The organism is Chryseobacterium piperi (assembly GCF_002285635.2).
Taxonomy (GTDB): Bacteria; Bacteroidota; Bacteroidia; order Flavobacteriales; family Weeksellaceae; genus Chryseobacterium; species Chryseobacterium piperi.
In genome coordinates this window covers 2,086,580-2,103,735 of the sequence record NZ_CP023049.2, presented here as the reverse complement: position 1 = coordinate 2,103,735, position 17,156 = coordinate 2,086,580, and the positions used below count along the sequence as shown (strand labels likewise).

Below are 17,156 nucleotides of genomic sequence, written 5' to 3'. Positions count from 1 at the left end.
ATTAATTCTAATAGAATCACAATCTTATAGATGTGCATTTAATGAAACTATAATAAATTAACAATTAATACGTTATATGTGTATATAATCCGGTAATGTGCCGGAAGACCGAATATCCTCCTTATTCCAACACCCGATTTTAATACATCTGTTTGTTCGCGTCAGGTAGATCAAACAAGATATCTTATGTCACAAAAAGTAAAATTCTCATCAGCTTCTGGTTCTCTTTTTTATGCAACTCTCAGGAGTAGAGTAGATCAATTTTTTAGTCAGAATGAATTAAGTCAACATGCCAATGCCCATATGTGGGGTAAAACTGTGTTTTTCCTTGTGGGGTTCATTGGAATCTACCTTGTAATCATTTCGGCTCTGTTGCCTATCTGGATGCTCTTGCCACTTGCAGTGGTTTTGGGTATGTTTAGTGCCTTTGTCGGTTTTAATATATGTCACGACGCTATACATGGTGCCCTCTCGGGTAATAAAAAAATAAATAAGTTGTTCGGGTTTATTTTTAATCTGATCGGCGCTAATCCATACGTTTGGAGTATCACCCACAATGTGGTTCACCATACATATACCAATATCCCTGGGCACGACGAGGACATTGAGGTAGCGCCGGGGTTAATCCGGATTGCTGAAGAAGATGAAGTGAATAGTATCCAACGATACCAGCATTGGTATGCTTTTCCGCTTTACAGTCTGGCCTCCCTATCATGGGTATTCCGTAAGGATTTTGTGAAGTTTTTCCAAAAAAAAATTGGTGCGCATCAGAACAGACATCCTAAACTGGAGTATTTCAATTTATTTTTCTATAAAGCACTCTATTATTTCCTTTTTATTGGACTGCCGTTATGGGTCCTGGATGTAAGCTGGTGGCAGTTTCTGATTGGCTTTCTATTTTTACATATTGCTGAAGGCTTAACGATGGGACTGGTATTTCAGCTGGCTCATGTTGTTGAGAATACCAATTTTCCGATGCCTAACGAAGCCGGACAGATGGAAGAAGCCTGGGCTGAGCACCAGATGCGTACAACAGCAAATTTTGCAACACACAATAAACTCGCTGCCTTTTTTCTTGGTGGACTTAACAGGCAGATCGAGCATCACTTATTTCCTAAAGTTTGCCACATACATTATGGAGCGATCTCCGCCATTGTGAAGAAGACAGCGATGGAGTTCAATTTGCCTTACAATGAAAATAAGAGCTTTTTATCAGCGCTACACTCGCATTTTTTAACGCTGAAAAAATTTGGTAAAGAAGCTATAACCAATTAACTGTGCCTTGTAGCTTTTCGTGCAAGTGGAAGCAAGTATTGAAGTTTTTATTTCTCACTCTCGTTCGTATGCTTCAGACTTATAATTAAAAATTTCATAATAGACAATATTCCAATCTTTTACCTTTGCCGTAAAACCTTTATGATTTGATAAATGTTTTCTTAATCTTTCCTGTAGCTCTTCATAAGAATGACCAATATAATATTTGTTTAAAGATTTAGAAAAAAGGATGTAGCAATAACACATAGGTCTAATATAAAACAAAAAAACTCACAATAAAAATTGTGAGTTTTTTGTGAGCGCGAAAGGATTCGAACCTTTGACCGTCTGCTTAGAAGGCAGATGCTCTATCCAGCTGAGCTACGCACCCTTAAAAGGTCTTTAAAAAGTCGGGGCGGCAGGATTCGAACCTGCGACCTCCTGGTCCCAAACCAGGCGCGATGACCGGACTACGCTACGCCCCGATTAAAGGTCATCTGAAACGAATTTTACCTCGTTTTTTGTGGGTGCAAATATAGAATGTTTTTTTGAATTATAAAAATAAAATCAGATAAAATATTATCCAATTGAAGAAGTTATTGGCTATCTGGCTTTTAATCATTATGTTAAATTATGGAGAATATTTATTGAGCTCAGGAGAAATTAAATTATTGAGATTGAAAATTAAAAATTTTAAATGATCTGTATTAATGTTTTTCAATCATTTTTAGTAGGGAATAGTCAATAAGAATTTAGAATAAAGTACATCTATTTCTCGCTCTCGTTCGTATGCTTCAGACTTAGAATTTCTATTCTACCGCAAGAAATCCTGGATATCAATGATCTTAAAAGGAAATTTGGAAGATTTTCATTGCGGGACCAAAAAAATAATCATTGATCATCTAAAGGGGCTTGAGGATGAGCTTAGAGAGGGCTATCTTATGTTAAATGGCCTTTTAGGCAATGAAGGACACGAGGACACGAGGCCGTGAGGCTGGTAAGTGCATTTGGACTTACCTTCCGGAAATTGGGTGAACGTACCCAAGATATTACAGAGAAATGGGCGGAGGGAGAAGTCTGGAAGATAGCGATAAAAAGAAAAAACTCAATGAAAACTGGGAACGTTCCAGAGCGATTTATTTTCTGTCATTTTCCGATTGTGCCAATTCTTCTAAATTCATAGTGCAGTAATTATTTCCCGTCATTTTCCAGTTCAGTCCCCAATGATGGAGGTCGAGGATGATCTTTAGCAACTGTGTTGCTTTTTCAGTGGGAATGTATCTTATTTGTGGCGGTACTGTATCTTCAATCGGTTCCGCTACGACTAGAAATTCTTCTTTCAACTCTTTCAATCTTTTACTCAAAACTTGGTCTGATAGGGTAGGGAAAGCTTTTTTGAGGGTGCTAAATTGTGATATATCTTCAGCAATGCAGTAGAGGATTTGCATTTTCCAACGGAGCGATATTTGTGTGAGTACATCATTCACATCACACGCTTCTGCAAGCGTTTGCAAGTTTTCGGTATTGGTGGAAAGTTCTTTTCTAGGTGTTGCCATTTTTGCGTTTATCTTGTTGAACGACTCATTTTAGGATGAGTTATTGTTTACCCTTTCTGATGATTTTATTTTTGTACTGTAAATAAAAACATAGTAAAATTATAAAAAATGAAACAATTAAAAAGCTTATTTCTGCTGCTTTTCATGATGAGCAGTTTCGTTATCGTTCATGCTCAAAACGTACATCACAAATCTACTTTCGTACTCGTTCATGGTGCTTGGCACGGCGGATGGTGCTGGCAAGATGTGGAAAATAATTTAGAAAAGAAAGATTATAAAGTCTACAGCCCAACCTTAACGGGATTAGGTGAAAGAAAGCATCTGATCAATGAAAAGGTGAATATCGATACCCATATTAAAGATATTGTAAATTTGATAGAAATGGAAGACTTGCACGATGTGTATTTGGTGGGACATAGCTATGCCGGAGCTGTGATAGCAGGTGTGGCAGATCGAATTCCTGAGCGTTTACATAAATTGATTTTCTTAGATGCGATGTTGGTAGAAAATGGTCAAAGTCCGATCTCGATGCAGCCTGATCCGGTGCGAAAAGTTCAAATGGAAAATATCCGCAAAAAAGAAAATTTTGAACCTCTTGCAGTGTCTTTATTTGGTGTAACCAATGCGAAACAAGTGCAATGGGTGGAAGCTCGAGTAACGCCGCAACCTTTTGGTACTTTCGCTCAAACATTACGATTGAAAAATGTTTATGGCAACGGTTTGCCATTGGTTTATATTGCTTGTACCGACCCACAATTGCCGATTATGAAAGAAATGGCTGATAAAGTGAAAGTGGATAAATCGCTAAATTGGAAATATTTAGAAATTGCTACAGGACACGATGCGATGCTCACTGAACCCGCTAAATTATCTGAAATGCTAAAAGGTCTGGTTGATAGTAACTAATAGACGAGGCTATATAAAACAAAAAAACTCACAATAAAAATTGTGAGTTTTTTGTGAGCGCGAAAGGATTCGAACCTTTGACCGTCCCGATTAAAAATCGGGATGCTCTATCCTTTGTGATTCATTAATAAGTTTTTGGATTTTAGATCTACTTTTCCATGCTTTTAATTCTCGCTCTCTTTTGTATGCTTCAGACTTAGAATTAAAAATTTCATAATAGACAATATTCCAATCTTTTACCTTTGCTGTAAAACCTTTATGATTTGATAAATGCTTTCTTAATCTTTCCTGTAGCTCTTCACAAGAATGACCAATATAATATTTGTTCAAAGATTTAGAAAAAAGAATGTAACAATAACACATAGGTTTAATATAAAACAAAAAAACTCACAATAAATTGTGAGTTTTCTGTGAGCGCGAAAGGATTCGAACCTTTGACCGTCTGCTTAGAAGGCAGATGCTCTATCCAGCTGAGCTACGCACCCATTAAAAGTTGATTCTCGCTTAGTTAATAAGCGCATTAAAAAAGTCGGGGCGGCAGGATTCGAACCTGCGACCTCCTGGTCCCAAACCAGGCGCGATGACCGGACTACGCTACGCCCCGAGTATGTTTTTAAGAAAAAGAAATGCGGAGGGTAAGGGATTCGAACCCTTGCGACACTTTCGCGTCGACAGTTTAGCAAACTGCTCCATTAACCACTCTGGCAACCCTCCTTTTATCTTTATTTTTTAATGATCGTTATTCCGTTATTGCGAGTGCAAATATAGAATAGATTTCTTTATTTACCAAATAAATTTCAAGAAAATTTTACGTATTTTTGACCTAATAAATGATTAAAAAATTAGACTAATGCGTAAAACATTATATATCATCGGATTAAGCGCTTTTGTTTTTTCTTGTGCTCCTCAGAAGAATATTAAGAAAACAGTATATAAGCCGAAAACTCCCGTGACACAGCCAAAAACTGTAGTTAAAACTCCGGTTACAGAGAGGCCAAAACCACAAATTACAAATGATCATGGAGTAGAATTTTTTACAACCAATATTGCTGATGTTACGAAGAATGATAATACAGCCAGCTATGGTTCTATTGTCTCTGCAAAACCAGCAGGATATAAAGTGGTAAAAACCTTTTTTCCGGCGGTAGCACAAAACTTCAGACAGAAATATTTAATACTTCATTATACAGCATTACAGGATGATAAATCAATTACTGTTCTTACGCAGCAGGCGGTGAGTGCCCATTACCTTGTTAATAATACGGGAGATAATGAAATTTATCAATTGGTAGATGAAAATAAACGTGCCTATCATGCAGGAATAAGCTCTTGGAGAAACGATAAGAACCTAAACGATACTTCAATCGGGATTGAAATTGTAAATACAGGTTATACAACGGATGCTACAGGAAAAAGAACGTTCGCTTCTTTTGATAATGATCAGGTAAGAAAGGTAGCAGCTTTAGCTAAAGATATCATTACAAGGTATCAGATTCAGCCAACGAATGTTTTGGCTCATGCTGACATTGCTCCTACGAGAAAACAGGATCCGGGACCTATGTTTCCATGGAAAAGATTATATGACGAATATCAGATAGGAATGTGGTATGATGAAGCGGCAAAACAAAGTATCTTTGAACTGGCGCAAACGGATCTGATGAACAGGTATAGTGAACCATCATTTATCTATTTAGTTCAGACGGCACTCCAAAAATTTGGGTATGGAATAGAGGCTAGCGGAAAATGGGATGATGCAACGAAAAAAACTATTGAAGCTTTTCAGTATCATTTCCGTCCGCAAAATTATGATGGAATTATGGATGCGGAAACATGGGCCATATTGCAAGCTTTGAATCAGAAATACTCTGCAAAATAAAATTTAAAGCGCATCTGTTAACGATGCGTTTTTTGCTATATTTAAACGATAAAAAAACTAAAAAATCTGTAATGGAAAATTTCAGACAAGAAAGCGATTTGCTGGGAGAACTCAATGTGCCGGCAGATGCTTATTATGGAGTTCAGACTCAAAGAGCGATCAACAACTTCAAAATTTCGGGACAACTTCTTTCTTCTTATCCTGACTTTATCAAGGGATTGGCTTTTGTAAAAAAAGCAGCAGCAAAAACTAATTATGAATTAGGACTACTGGATGAAAATCTATATTTCAAAATTACAGAAACTTGTGATGAAATTATCGATGGTCAGCTTCATGATCAGTTCCCTGTCGATATGATACAGGGAGGAGCCGGAACTTCGATTAATATGAATGCGAATGAAGTTATCGCTAACAGGGTGCTGGAAAAATTAGGTAAAAAGAAAGGGGAGTATGAATTCTGCTCACCGAATGACCATATCAACCTTTCTCAATCGACGAATGATGCGTATCCTACAGCTATTAAGATGGGGCTGTTACAAATGAATATCGGATTGGTTGAAAGACTTAAGAAAATAGTGGCTGCTTTCCGTGCAAAAGGGAAGGAGTTTCAGGATGTCATCAAAATGGGACGAACTCAGCTTCAGGATGCGGTTCCTATGACTTTAGGGCAGGAGTTCGAAGCTTTTGCAGCTAATCTCGAAGAAGATATTTCTAAATTAAATAATAATGCTGACCTTTTTGTTGAGGTTAATATGGGAGCGACAGCAATCGGAACTGGTTTGAATGCTCCTGTAGGCTATGCTACACTTTGCGCTAAAAATCTTGCTCAGATTACCGGTTTTCCTATTGTTTCTGCACCTGATTTAGTAGAAGCAACTCCGGATACGGGTTCTTACGTTATTTATTCTTCAGCAATGAAGCGTCTTGCAGTAAAGTTGTCGAAAATTTGTAATGATTTAAGGTTGCTTTCTTCCGGTCCAAGAGCCGGTCTTTTTGAAATCAATCTTCCACCTATGCAGCCGGGATCATCTATTATGCCGGGAAAAGTGAATCCTGTAATTCCGGAAGTGGTTAATCAGGTTTGCTTTAAAATCATAGGAAATGACCTTACTGTAACTTTTGCTGCAGAGGCAGGTCAATTGCAGCTTAATGTAATGGAGCCTGTTCTTTCCCATGCGATTATGGAAAATATCAATTTCCTTTGTAATGCATTAGATACGCTTCGTGATAAATGTGTTGTGGGAATTACTGCGAATAAAGAGATGTGCTTAAATATGGTGAAGCACAGTATTGGTATTGTCACTGCTCTTAATCCTTATATCGGATACAAACAATCAACTCAGATTGCCAAAGAGGCTTTAGAAACAGGACAGAGTGTTTATAATTTAGTACTTGAAAAAGGCATCCTTTCTCAGGAAAAATTAGACGAAATTCTGGATCCTAAAAATATGCTGAAACCGCATAATAAATAATATAATATCAATGATAAGTGATGATGGTATTCATTTCAGATTTCAAGCATCATCACTTATCATTATAAATTACGTTCGTGAAATTTTTAATTGTAATACCGGCTCATAACGAAGAAAATAACCTTCCGTTTACTTTAGATTCTTTACAGCAGCAAAGTTATAAGGATTTTAAAGTAGTGGTAGCCAATGATGGCTCTGTAGATGGGACAGCTGATGTGATCAAAAGATATACTGATCTGGATTCCAGATTTGAGACCATAGCTCTTCAAAAATCTGCTCATCAACCGGGCTCTAAAGTGGTTAATGCTTTTAAAAAAGGATTGCAGACTCAGAAACTGGATGATTTTGATATTATCTGTAAATTTGATGCTGATATTATATTATCCCCTAATTACCTTGAAACAATACAAACTGCTTTTAGCGAAAACCCGGAATATGGTTTAGTAGGAGGTTTGTTGTATGTGGAAAAAGATGGGGTTTGGGTGTACGAAGGTAACTCAAATAAGAAACACGTCAGAGGTCCGATGAAGGCTTACAGAAAAGCATGTTTTCTGGAGATGGGAGGACTTCGGGAAACATTGGGCTGGGATAATATTGATTCCATACTGCTTCAGAATTTAGGCTGGGAAGAAATTGTTTTACCGGAACTTAAAGTAAAATTAATTAAAGTAAAAGGAGCTGATTACACAGTAAAAGAATCAGACTATTATGGTAGATATTTTTATTTTTTAGGATTAAACAGGTTTCTCGCATATATAGCATCATGTAAAGAAGCCATGAAAAGCAAATCCATTACGTTTTTCTTCCGGATTATTAAAACATACGAAAACTGCAGATCTGAAAAATTAGAACTCAAACTGACCAAAGAAGAACAGAAAGTAATTAATAATCAGCGTTGGAAAACACTAAAAAATAAATGGCTGAAAATATAAATAATTTAGCCTAATCGGTCTGAAGTACTTAAAGTCAGTAAAAACAAGAAATTATACTCACAGCTCAGGACATTTTGAAAAAAATAGCTTACATAGAAATAGATACTCATGCTGAAATTGCGCAAGCTTTCATGAATGTTATGAAAGGCTCGCATGAATTTGAAGTAGATTATTATTTTTCAAAAAAAATAAAAGACCAGGTTAAAGTAGATGGAGAAGCTGTTTTTTTATCCGATAGTTCGATGATTTCTGACCAGTTGAAAACTAAACCATATGAGGTCGTCATTATCGGAACGGTTCATCGCTATTTTAATACCTTTCTAAGCATTGTTCAGAAGTATAACACGGCCGTTATTACTCATAACCTCAATTTTCCTCAATCATCAAAATTGAATCTGATCAAAAGTATTTTTAAAGAAGATCTGATTTACAGGCTTAAATTATGGTTGAAAGAAGGATTGTTTTATTCTCCAAAAGTATATAGACATACTAAAAATCTTTTAGTACTGGATGTTGAATTGTCTTCAGAAAAGTATAAGTTTCTGCCTCTTTTTTATACCGAAAACTTCGTTAAGCCGGATAATAAAGAGATGGTAGTGGTTATTCCAGGAGGAGTTTCACAGAAAAGGAGAAATTATAAGCATATTTTTAAAACCATTGAAAATCTGAAAAGTCCTGAACCGTATACTTTTGTATTTTTAGGAAAGGCAGAAGGAAAAGAACTTAGAACACTTGAAGCGCTATCCGGACAAGTACCTGAAAACATCAGACTGAAATACTTTAAAGAGAGAGTTTCTGCTGATGATTATGAAGTCTGGATGCAAAAGGCAAACATACTATGGTGTCCGATTCAAGATATAACAACATTCTTCAGTCAGAAGGAAGTGTACGGGAAAACTAAAATGACGGGAAACGTAGGAGATGCGATTAAATATGGAAAGATTGCTGTTTTTCCTGAAAATTATCCTTCACAATTAAGCTTTATTCTCTCAGAGAAAGAAAATGTCATTGAGCAGTTTCAGCAGCTTCAAAACCATGAATTTGATTTCCAAAAATTCTATAGCAGAGAGATGATACGGGAAAACTTAGAAAAGGTATTAAACAGTCTTATCACTATTTAAATTTAAAAATACTTTTAATGAATTTCATATTCAGGTAGTCTTCTACCGGGAATATCTTGGTGAAATAATTTCCAATATAAATTAATATCAGGACGACAGCCGGTTTGTAAAGTAGATTAATGAAATTATTATTGAAAGTTGGCAATACAATAGCTACAGTGATGGCTAAAGTACAGATAATAGAAACGAAAATCATTTCTATAGTCAAGGGTGATACTTTAAACATCAGGTAATTGAAGACAATTTTTATAACATTGTAAGTTGTTAATGAAATAGCGGTCGATAATGCAATCCCGATCAGTTTCAGATCAGTATTCTTAATAAAATAGTAATTCAGGCCGATAGTTAGTCCAGCCAGTAAAAGCATTACCAGGATATTGAACCTGTAATATTTCGAAAGAGAAATAATGTTTCCATTGAATCCTGTGGCCAGGTCAATAAGGACCGCAGATCCCCAGATCCAGACTACAGGTTCGTATTCTCTTAGCATTGTTCCGTTTTTAGGCATAAATTGGGTTAAAAATGGAAACCCAACCATAATACATGAGAATAAAACGGCTCCTAAAAAATATAGCGACAATGAAGTCTTCTTGTGGAATCTGTCAAGCTCTTCCATATCACCTTCTGCAAGTGTCTTGCTGATGATGGGTGCTGAAATATTGAATAGTCCTAGCTGAGGTATAGAAATAAGTGAAATAAGCGCATAAAGAACAGCGTAAATCCCGTTTTCCTCCATCCCCATAAATTCGCCGATCATAAAGCTGTTAATCGCCAAATAATTGCCAAACGTTCCCAGGAAGCCGAAGAAGCTATAGTTGGCAAATTCTTTCCAGAAATTATTTTTCTTAAAGTATTCTGTACTGAAGTCGAACTGTATTTTTTCCAGCTTATTAGTGTAGTAAATATATCCGAAAAGCATTAAAGAAAACATTCCGAAGAAAAAAGCAAATGCAATTTTTTGGGATAAAGCAAAATAGAAAAACAGACAGAAAGCTCCGAGATTAGCTATTTTAGGGAATAGATTGTCAAATATATTGGATACGACAATTCTTTTATAGTTGGAGGTGTATTTATTGAAAACCGTACAGAATGATAAGATTAAAACAAGAGGGAGAATGATTTCTTTTGTTTTCCATGCCTCCAGCTTAGTGAATTTTGGATATACAAAAGGTAAAATAAAGAAAACAATGCTGAATATCGCAAAATTGATCAGAATAGTTAACAGAGAAAGCGAAAGCATATTCTGTTTTTTTCCGTCTTTTTCTACCCTGTGAAAGAATTTAACATTGGAGTATGAAATTCCCAAAACCACGAAAGGAACAAGCATTTCTGCCGTGGGCAGAATGTAGCGTAGCTTTCCGTAAAATTCAAAATCATTCGGAAAGATAAAGATAGCCGAAATGGTACCCAACAAGAAGCCAATATAACCGATAATGGAATATTTGAATCCTTGTCTTGCTACTACACTCATAAATTTATTTTAAAGGGTTTTTGGTATAAAAATAATATTGTTGATGTATTCGGTTTTGTTTTTTTCGTCACTTGTATTTTTGACTAAAATCTTTTCAGTCAACTTTTCAAGCTTAAAGTGGGAGCGGTTTAAATACTGTGCTTCATATCCCCAGCTTTCAACCTCTGAAATTTCATCCCAAATCGGTTTCTCATGATGTCTCTGTTCCATTTCCACCATAAGAGTAGGCCGGAAATTTGTAATCGTTTTTTTGCCTCCTAAAAGCGTTTTCATTTCATTTCCTTCGACATCTATTTTAATAAAGTCGAGGGCTGAAATCTGCTCTTGGGCCGCCCAGTCATCCAGTTTAACAACGGTTACTTTTTCTGTATAGCTTTTTTCTTCCCCTTTTTCTTTATAAGAAGTATTTAGGGTGCCTCTTGAAGCTACCATCTTTCCGTTAATAACAGGAACTTTAAATTCCGCTGTTGTATTTTCATCAGAAAGTGCCATAGAAAGGACCTTCATAGATGGGAACAGTCTTTTTAAACGAGCATACAGTTTTTTGTTGGGTTCGAAAGCGTAAATATGATCATGACTTAGCTTTCTTTCCAACTGGTATAAAAAAGTTCCTACGTTAGCGCCAATATCAAGAATTACAGCATGTTCCGGTAAATATTCTTTAATCCAGACTAATTCCGGCTCTACATTACGCGCCGAAAAATTATCCTTTGAAAGGTTATTTAAACTTTTAAAATATCTACTTTTATAAAAACTCGGACTTATGTATTGTAGGTTTTCTGCAATTCTTTGGTATAAAGACATCCTTGATTATTTGACAGGGAGCAAAGATAAACAAAAATGTTAAACTCATGTTAATTTTGTTTCAATGGAATCACTTGATTGTCAGTAGATGCTTACTGTATAGCATTATTACAAACTCAACTTTACAAAGCTTTTTACCTCTTTTTGTCATCCTGTGTTTACATTTCAGAAACGGGGGGATAGTGAAGAAAGATATAGGTCTAGAAATTTTATAGAGCTTTTCTTATTGAAAAGGAGTATTCAAAAAGTCATTCAATGGTTTCATGAGTTTGAAAATCTTTGTAAATTCTTTTATTGCATTTTTGTCAAGTACAGCTTCATCCTTCATCTGGTACATGACAATAAAGCTTTTCAACTTTAAATATTCTCCCATTGGGTCCTCTTTCTCAAAGCCCTGCGGGATTTTTTTCAATTTATCATTTTGTACCAATTCTGGAAAGTGTTTTTTAAATTCTTTATTGTTCAAGATTTTAATGAACTCATCTCCGTATAATGAAATTTCTTTACGTACTTCTTTTAAAGTGGAAGATTCAGGCATATAGATTCCGCCGGCTAAAAATGATTTTCCAGGCTCCATATGAAGATAATAACCTCCCTTCTGGCTTCCTTTGCCTATTCCCAGGGAAGCTCCGAAATTAGTTTTGTAAGGAATTTTATCTTTTGAAAACCGGGTATCTCTATAAATGCGAAATAGGGCTTTTTTAGCATCGATTTTGGCAATGTCATTATCGAAATCTGCCATTTCTTCAATTAAATCTTCCAGAAACTCAATAACATTTTCCTGTGATTCTGTATAAAGATTTTTATTTTCGTTAAACCAGTCGCGGTTGTTATTTTTGGATAATTTCTTTAGAAAATCAAATGTTTTTGTAGAGATGGTAGCCGACATTTTTTTATTTTTAATCAAATTTAATTAAATCTATTCACATATTCATCACACATAAGCTTTTGGATCATGAATCAAAAAGACATTCCTTATTTTAGATTGAAGATATAAGTATTAATGACAGATAAACGAAGACTATTCGTATCTCAAAGCTTCAATAGGATCAAGTTTTGAAGCCTTAAGGGCAGGATAATACCCGAAAAACACCCCTGTTATAGCACAGACAATAAATGAAATAATGATTGAGGATTCGGTAATGTAAGTAGGCCATGATAAAAACTGAGTAACCAGCTTAGAAGTCAGTACGCCTAAAATTACACCTATGATTCCTCCTGTAATACTGATAAGGATAGCTTCAATGAGAAACTGATATAAAATATCTTTCCCTCTCGCCCCAATAGACATTCTTAAGCCGATTTCCTTTGTTCTCTCTGTAACTGAAACGTACATGATATTCATGATGCCGATTCCTCCAACTACTAATGAAATTCCTGCAATAGCTGATAATAATACCGTAAGCAGTTGGCTTGTAGAACTCATTGTAGAGATCAGTTCAGCCTGAGTTCTAACGGAAAAATCGTCATTATTTCCGTCAGCAGAGAGTTTATGCTGTTTTCTTAATATTTCGGAAACTTCATCTGTCGCTTTTTGTGAAGTATTTTCATTAGTGGATGAAGCGTAAATCGTCTGTACATAGGTAATACCTAAAAACCTTCTTTGAACGGTGTTAAAAGGAGCGATAATAACATCATCCTGATCTTGTCCAAAAGCATTAGATCCCTTGGGAGCTAAAACACCAATTACCTTCATGGGTACTTTGTTGAAGCGGATGATGCTGCCAACAGGCTCTTCTCCGTTGGGAAATAAATTGGTGATAACAGTCTGGCCGAGGAGACATACTTTATTGGAAGAAGTGACATCTTTTGTAGTAAACAGGCTTCCGTCCGTAACAGCCCAGTCCCGGATACTGAAATAATCTACATTGACACCCTGAAGCTGAGTAGGCCAGTTGTTGGGTCCATTGATAGATTGTCCGTTGGTTTGAACGGCAGGGGAAACATAAGAAACATCAGGAGCACCTTTTGAGATTGCCTCGGCATCCTGGGGCTTTAAAGTCTGCAATCCTGAAGCACCGATTCTGGCTCCTCCGGAAACATTGATATTACTGGACGGGCGAATTGTAATCATATTGGAGCCCATGGATGAAAGCTGATCACTGATGCTTTTCTTTGAACCTTCACCTATGGCAGTCATAGCGATAACAGAGGCCACTCCTATGATTATTCCAAGCATAGTAAGGAATGCACGAAGCTTGTTTCTTAAAAGTGCTCGCCAGGCAATTCGGAAAAGATTGGAGACATTCATTTCATTTCTTTTTGAGGTTCATATTATTTATAATCATCATTGACCGGAAGAAATTCCAAAGCTTCTTTAGCAGATTTTATATGTTCGTTATTAACATCTTTAATTACTTTGCCATCCCTCAGGGTCACGGTTCTGCTACTGAAAGTGGCGATGTCTGGTTCATGGGTAACAAAAACGATAGTTCTTCCTTGTTGATGTAAGTCCTGCATTAGCGCCATAATTTCATACGAAGTCCGTGTATCGAGGTTTCCTGTTGCTTCGTCGGCTAAGACCATGACCGGTTCATTGACAAGCGCTCTGGCAATAGCAACCCTCTGTTGCTGACCTCCAGACATCTGATTAGGAAGGTGGTCAATTCTGCTTTCCAGTTTTACGGCAGCAAGTGCTTTAATAGCTCGGTTATGACGTTCTTCTGTAGAAACCTTTGAATTATAGAGAAGAGGTAATTCTACATTTTCTTTAGCAGTGGTGCGCGGTAAAAGGTTATAAGACTGAAAAACAAATCCGATTTTCTGATTTCTTAATACAGCGAGTTCGTCCCGGCTCAAATTTTTGATATTAACACCATCGAGGATATAATCACCACTGGTGGGTTTATCAAGACATCCTAGAATATTGAGCAGTGTTGACTTTCCTGATCCACTGCTTCCCATAATGGTTACGAATTCACCCCGTTCTACAGAAAAAGTGACTCCTTTTAAAGCGTGTACGGTTTCTTCGCCCATTTTAAAATCTCGTTTCAGATCGATGATCTCCAGAATTTTTTCAGCCATGGTATTGCTTTTTATTAAAAATTTATCTTGGTCCGCTACCTCCACCTTTACCGCTGTTGCCACCTCTTGATCTTTGAGGTAAGAATGGGCTTTTTGCGGTGCTTCCTGAGGCTTTTTTGCTCAGGCTTTTATATCCTGTAATGATATTGTCATTAAGGCTTAATCCTGAGACAACTTGCATTTCAGTATCATTATCCATTCCTGTTTTAATCTTTTTTCGGGAAATGATGCTGTCTTTTCCGATAATCCAGACCCCGGCTTCATTTTTATTTGCGTTTGGAAGTGGGCTTTTCCTTTTTCTGTTTCCTCCTTTTTTGCCATTTGCAAAAGGAGAGTTGATTTTGTAGTTTTTCATGACGAGACTGTCAGGCCAGAAACTGGTTGCTGCTACCGGGATTTTCATTACATTTTCCAAAACATTCGTATAGATCGTAATATTGGCTGTCATTCCGGGCTTTAATTTCAAGCTCGAGTTATCAGCATTGATTATGGTAGTGTAGTTAACCACATTCGAAGAAACAGTAGGATGCAGACGTACATCTGAAACCTGACCATTGAAAATCTCATCGGGAAAGGCATCCACTGTAAAGGTTGCTTTTTGTCCGACTTTCACGTTTCCTATATCGGCTTCATCAACAGAAGCGCGAACCTGCATTTTCGTAAGGTCTTTGGCAATACTGAAAAGAGTAGGCGTGCTGAAGCTGGAAGCAACAGTTTGCCCTTCACTTACATTTCTGTTGAGGACGGTTCCGTCGATTGGAGAATAAATATTCGTCAGTGAAAGATTCTTATTGGCTGCAGCAAGCTGGGCATTAACAGAATTTACCTGTGCTTTTGCAGCATCATATTGATTCAGAAAGTTGTCGTAATCAGCTTTGCTTATAGCTCCAACTTCATAAAGTTGGGATTGTCTGTGGAAGTTGGTGGCATTATACGCTAAATTGCTTTTAGCATTTTGTAAATTAGCATTAATCTGTAATACCTGGTCATGGAGTAACTCTGGGTCTAGAGTAGCCAGAAGCTGCCCTTTCTTTACCTGTGAGTTAAAATCAACATAAAGGTTTTTAATAATTCCGGAAACCTGTGTTCCTACTGCTACAGTATCTACGGGTTGAATCGTTCCGGTAGCAGTGATGGAATTTGAAATTTCACCCATTTCAGGCTTTACGGTTTCCAGTCGTATTTTAACTTCCTCTTCTTTGAGAAAGAAATACCAGATCCCTCCGACAACAATAATACCACCGATAAGCCATATGAGCCATTTTTTATTTTTTGCTTTCATAGTTATTTCATAGTTATAGGGTTGCCTTCGTAAAATTCATAAATGTGTTTATTGAGTACCGCAGAATATTTCGCCTGCAGATAATTTTGAATTGCTTGAATATATAATAATCTCTGTTGCTGAAGCTGTACATAATCGATACTTCCTATTTTCATCTGGGCATTTACAATATCATAGCTTTCTTTACTGATATTCATTTGCTTTAACGCAGATTCATATTGAGCAATCGAGTTTTGTAAATTAATGTAAGACTGTTCGATCTGCTGATTGAGTATTGTTTTTGTATTTTGTAAATCCAGGTCGGCCTGCTGAATAGCGATTTTTGACTTTTCTATTTCAGTTTTATAAATTCTGTTATTGTAGATGGGAATTCCCAGGCTTAATCCTATAGGCAGGTAAAAATTATTTCCCAGCTGATTAAAATAATTACCGTTTCCATTAGAATAATTGGTAGAAACACTTCCAACGAGGCTTAAGGTAGGTTGTATGGAAGCGCGGGTCATTTTTAAATTAGTATTGGAGTTTTCCAGATTGAGTTCGCCATATTTCACTTCAGGTCGATGATTTTGTGCCGAACTCTGAACATCCTGTAAAGGTTTTAAATTCTCATCAACCACAATACTGTCCGGTTTTACAATTTGGAAGTCGTAGGCTGATGGGAGCTGCAGGAGTTGTTTTAAATTAACAATATTGGTTCTGAGATTATTCTGAGCAGAAACCAGATTGTATTCATCCTGGGCCACCTGAGCCTGGATCTGTAAATAATTCAATTTGGAAATATTTCCGGCTGTATAGAATTGGCTTCCTTGCTTTAGTTGTGTTTGGGTAGTTTTTAAGACATTTTGGAAAGAAATAATGTTTTCCTGTGACATTAAAATGTTCAGATAAGCCTGCGTGATATTTAGGGTAATGTTATTTTCAGCTTCTTTTACGGAAAGGTCTGCCATTTGTACCAGAAAATCTTTCGAAACCTCGTTGTTTTTAATGTAGTTGGCGTGATACAATATCATAGAAGAATTGGCGCTAATATTTTGAGAAGGAGTACTATTAAAATGAAGACCATTCAAACCATTGGCTGCAAAAAGTCCTTGAGAAACGGATCCGCTCAGATTGGGATATTTTGCGTCTTTTGCCTGTAATAAATCCTGTTGGGCAGAAGTCTTGGAAAGTCGCATGGAATTGATAGAAATGTTATTTTCTTTTGCATATTCAATACAATTTTCCAAGGTCCAACTAGTGGGGTAAGTAAATGTTTGTGCAAAAATAATGAGCGTTTTGAAAAAGAATATCAAAAAGAAAAATTTATGTTTCATGGTTTTATTTTTGAAAATTCATTAATACTCAAGAAAAAATCAATCCAATTTAATAAAAAAAATAATGTTTAATAGTTTTTTAACTTAATGGTTGATTTTTTGCGTTTAATTTTTTAAAATTAAAAAATATTAAAGTATTCTGAAA

General features: G+C 36.3%; 16 protein-coding genes and 5 tRNA genes. 6 read left to right on the top strand and 15 right to left on the bottom strand.

Annotated elements, in window-relative coordinates:
* Positions 1–186: 186 nt before the first annotated feature.
* Complete coding sequence (locus CJF12_RS09085) at positions 187–1,275, top strand: fatty acid desaturase family protein (protein WP_034682352.1); 1,089 nt, start codon at positions 187–189, stop codon at positions 1,273–1,275.
* Between the two features lie 54 nt (positions 1,276–1,329).
* Here CJF12_RS09085 and CJF12_RS09080 read toward each other — a convergent pair whose 3' ends face one another.
* From CJF12_RS09080 to CJF12_RS09065, 4 genes are all read right to left on the bottom strand, one after another.
* The gene (locus tag CJF12_RS09080) at positions 1,330–1,521 is read right to left on the bottom strand and encodes a GIY-YIG nuclease family protein (RefSeq protein ID WP_034682380.1); all 192 of its coding nucleotides are present in this window, start codon (positions 1,519–1,521) and stop codon (positions 1,330–1,332) included.
* A gap of 50 nt (positions 1,522–1,571) precedes the next feature.
* A tRNA-Arg gene (locus tag CJF12_RS09075) sits at positions 1,572–1,645 on the bottom strand.
* A gap of 19 nt (positions 1,646–1,664) precedes the next feature.
* Positions 1,665–1,739 (bottom strand) — tRNA-Pro (locus CJF12_RS09070).
* A 651-nt stretch (positions 1,740–2,390) separates the two neighbouring features.
* A complete protein-coding gene (locus CJF12_RS09065) occupies positions 2,391–2,810 on the bottom strand; it encodes a winged helix-turn-helix transcriptional regulator (RefSeq protein ID WP_051887206.1) in 420 nt (139 codons plus the stop codon).
* 108 nt (positions 2,811–2,918) lie between these two features.
* Between CJF12_RS09065 and CJF12_RS09060 the strand changes: the two genes are divergently transcribed.
* Positions 2,919–3,716 carry an alpha/beta hydrolase gene (locus CJF12_RS09060; RefSeq protein WP_051887205.1) on the top strand — a complete coding sequence of 266 codons (798 nt, stop codon included), beginning with the start codon at positions 2,919–2,921 and terminating at the stop codon, positions 3,714–3,716.
* Positions 3,717–3,806: 90 nt separating this feature from the next.
* On the opposite strand, the gene CJF12_RS09055 is transcribed toward CJF12_RS09060, so the two are convergent.
* The 4 genes from CJF12_RS09055 to CJF12_RS09040 all read right to left on the bottom strand — a co-directional run bounded on the left by CJF12_RS09055 (position 3,807) and on the right by CJF12_RS09040 (position 4,430).
* On the bottom strand, positions 3,807–4,046 hold the full coding sequence (locus CJF12_RS09055) for a GIY-YIG nuclease family protein (protein WP_262485054.1): 240 nt from the start codon (positions 4,044–4,046) through the stop codon (positions 3,807–3,809).
* Positions 4,047–4,127: 81 nt separating this feature from the next.
* A tRNA-Arg gene (locus CJF12_RS09050) sits at positions 4,128–4,201 on the bottom strand.
* Positions 4,202–4,245: 44 nt separating this feature from the next.
* Positions 4,246–4,320, bottom strand: a tRNA-Pro gene (locus CJF12_RS09045).
* A gap of 25 nt (positions 4,321–4,345) precedes the next feature.
* Positions 4,346–4,430 (bottom strand) — tRNA-Ser (locus CJF12_RS09040).
* Between the two features lie 136 nt (positions 4,431–4,566).
* On the opposite strand from CJF12_RS09040, the gene CJF12_RS09035 reads away from it, so the two are divergent.
* From CJF12_RS09035 to CJF12_RS09020, 4 genes are all read left to right on the top strand, one after another.
* Entirely contained in the window at positions 4,567–5,592 is a 1,026-nt protein-coding gene (locus CJF12_RS09035) for an N-acetylmuramoyl-L-alanine amidase (RefSeq protein ID WP_034682349.1), read from the top strand.
* Positions 5,593–5,663: 71 nt separating this feature from the next.
* Positions 5,664–7,064, top strand: a complete 1,401-nt coding sequence (gene aspA, locus CJF12_RS09030) for an aspartate ammonia-lyase (RefSeq protein WP_034682348.1) — start codon at positions 5,664–5,666, stop codon at positions 7,062–7,064.
* A gap of 77 nt (positions 7,065–7,141) precedes the next feature.
* Positions 7,142–7,996 (top strand): glycosyltransferase, encoded by an 855-nt coding sequence (locus CJF12_RS09025; RefSeq protein ID WP_034682347.1) that lies wholly within the window; start codon positions 7,142–7,144, stop codon positions 7,994–7,996.
* A gap of 74 nt (positions 7,997–8,070) precedes the next feature.
* Positions 8,071–9,117, top strand: coding sequence for a hypothetical protein (locus CJF12_RS09020; RefSeq protein ID WP_034682345.1), 1,047 nt, complete (start codon positions 8,071–8,073; stop codon positions 9,115–9,117).
* Here CJF12_RS09020 and CJF12_RS09015 read toward each other — a convergent pair.
* The 7 genes from CJF12_RS09015 to CJF12_RS08985 all read right to left on the bottom strand — a co-directional run bounded on the left by CJF12_RS09015 (position 9,110) and on the right by CJF12_RS08985 (position 17,011).
* Positions 9,110–10,588, bottom strand: coding sequence for a lipopolysaccharide biosynthesis protein (locus CJF12_RS09015; RefSeq protein WP_034682343.1), 1,479 nt, complete (start codon positions 10,586–10,588; stop codon positions 9,110–9,112). The two genes, CJF12_RS09020 and CJF12_RS09015, sit on opposite strands and share 8 nt — an antisense overlap.
* A 9-nt stretch (positions 10,589–10,597) precedes the next feature.
* Positions 10,598–11,392, bottom strand: coding sequence for an FkbM family methyltransferase (locus tag CJF12_RS09010; RefSeq protein ID WP_034682342.1), 795 nt, complete (start codon positions 11,390–11,392; stop codon positions 10,598–10,600).
* 223 nt (positions 11,393–11,615) lie between these two features.
* The gene (locus CJF12_RS09005; protein ID WP_034682340.1) at positions 11,616–12,281 is read right to left on the bottom strand and encodes a DUF2461 domain-containing protein; all 666 of its coding nucleotides are present in this window, start codon (positions 12,279–12,281) and stop codon (positions 11,616–11,618) included.
* 132 nt (positions 12,282–12,413) lie between these two features.
* Positions 12,414–13,643, bottom strand: coding sequence for an ABC transporter permease (locus CJF12_RS09000; protein ID WP_034682338.1), 1,230 nt, complete (start codon positions 13,641–13,643; stop codon positions 12,414–12,416).
* A 23-nt stretch (positions 13,644–13,666) separates the two neighbouring features.
* Complete coding sequence (locus CJF12_RS08995) at positions 13,667–14,416, bottom strand: ABC transporter ATP-binding protein (RefSeq protein ID WP_034682336.1); 750 nt, start codon at positions 14,414–14,416, stop codon at positions 13,667–13,669.
* A 22-nt stretch (positions 14,417–14,438) separates the two neighbouring features.
* Positions 14,439–15,698, bottom strand: coding sequence for an efflux RND transporter periplasmic adaptor subunit (locus CJF12_RS08990; protein WP_034682335.1), 1,260 nt, complete (start codon positions 15,696–15,698; stop codon positions 14,439–14,441).
* 2 nt (positions 15,699–15,700) lie between these two features.
* A complete protein-coding gene (locus CJF12_RS08985) occupies positions 15,701–17,011 on the bottom strand; it encodes a TolC family protein (RefSeq protein WP_051887204.1) in 1,311 nt (436 codons plus the stop codon).
* Between the last annotated feature and the right edge of the window lie 145 nt (positions 17,012–17,156).

Bases quoted from the DNA above. Each gene is read 5' to 3' on its own strand.
- CJF12_RS09035 (WP_034682349.1), top strand. From the start codon at position 4,567: ATGCGTAAAACATTATATATCATCGGATTAAGCGCTTTTGTTTTTTCT.
- CJF12_RS09015 (WP_034682343.1), bottom strand. From the start codon at position 10,588: ATGAGTGTAGTAGCAAGACAAGGATTCAAATATTCCATTATCGGTTAT.
- CJF12_RS09000 (WP_034682338.1), bottom strand. From the start codon at position 13,643: ATGAATGTCTCCAATCTTTTCCGAATTGCCTGGCGAGCACTTTTAAGA.
- CJF12_RS08990 (WP_034682335.1), bottom strand. From the start codon at position 15,698: ATGAAAGCAAAAAATAAAAAATGGCTCATATGGCTTATCGGTGGTATT.
- CJF12_RS09005 (WP_034682340.1), bottom strand. From the start codon at position 12,281: ATGTCGGCTACCATCTCTACAAAAACATTTGATTTTCTAAAGAAATTA.
- CJF12_RS08995 (WP_034682336.1), bottom strand. From the start codon at position 14,416: ATGGCTGAAAAAATTCTGGAGATCATCGATCTGAAACGAGATTTTAAA.
- CJF12_RS09085 (WP_034682352.1), top strand. From the start codon at position 187: ATGTCACAAAAAGTAAAATTCTCATCAGCTTCTGGTTCTCTTTTTTAT.
- CJF12_RS09010 (WP_034682342.1), bottom strand. From the start codon at position 11,392: ATGTCTTTATACCAAAGAATTGCAGAAAACCTACAATACATAAGTCCG.
- CJF12_RS09065 (WP_051887206.1), bottom strand. From the start codon at position 2,810: ATGGCAACACCTAGAAAAGAACTTTCCACCAATACCGAAAACTTGCAA.
- CJF12_RS09060 (WP_051887205.1), top strand. From the start codon at position 2,919: ATGAAACAATTAAAAAGCTTATTTCTGCTGCTTTTCATGATGAGCAGT.
- CJF12_RS08985 (WP_051887204.1), bottom strand. From the start codon at position 17,011: ATGAAACATAAATTTTTCTTTTTGATATTCTTTTTCAAAACGCTCATT.
- aspA (WP_034682348.1), top strand. From the start codon at position 5,664: ATGGAAAATTTCAGACAAGAAAGCGATTTGCTGGGAGAACTCAATGTG.
- CJF12_RS09080 (WP_034682380.1), bottom strand. From the start codon at position 1,521: ATGTGTTATTGCTACATCCTTTTTTCTAAATCTTTAAACAAATATTAT.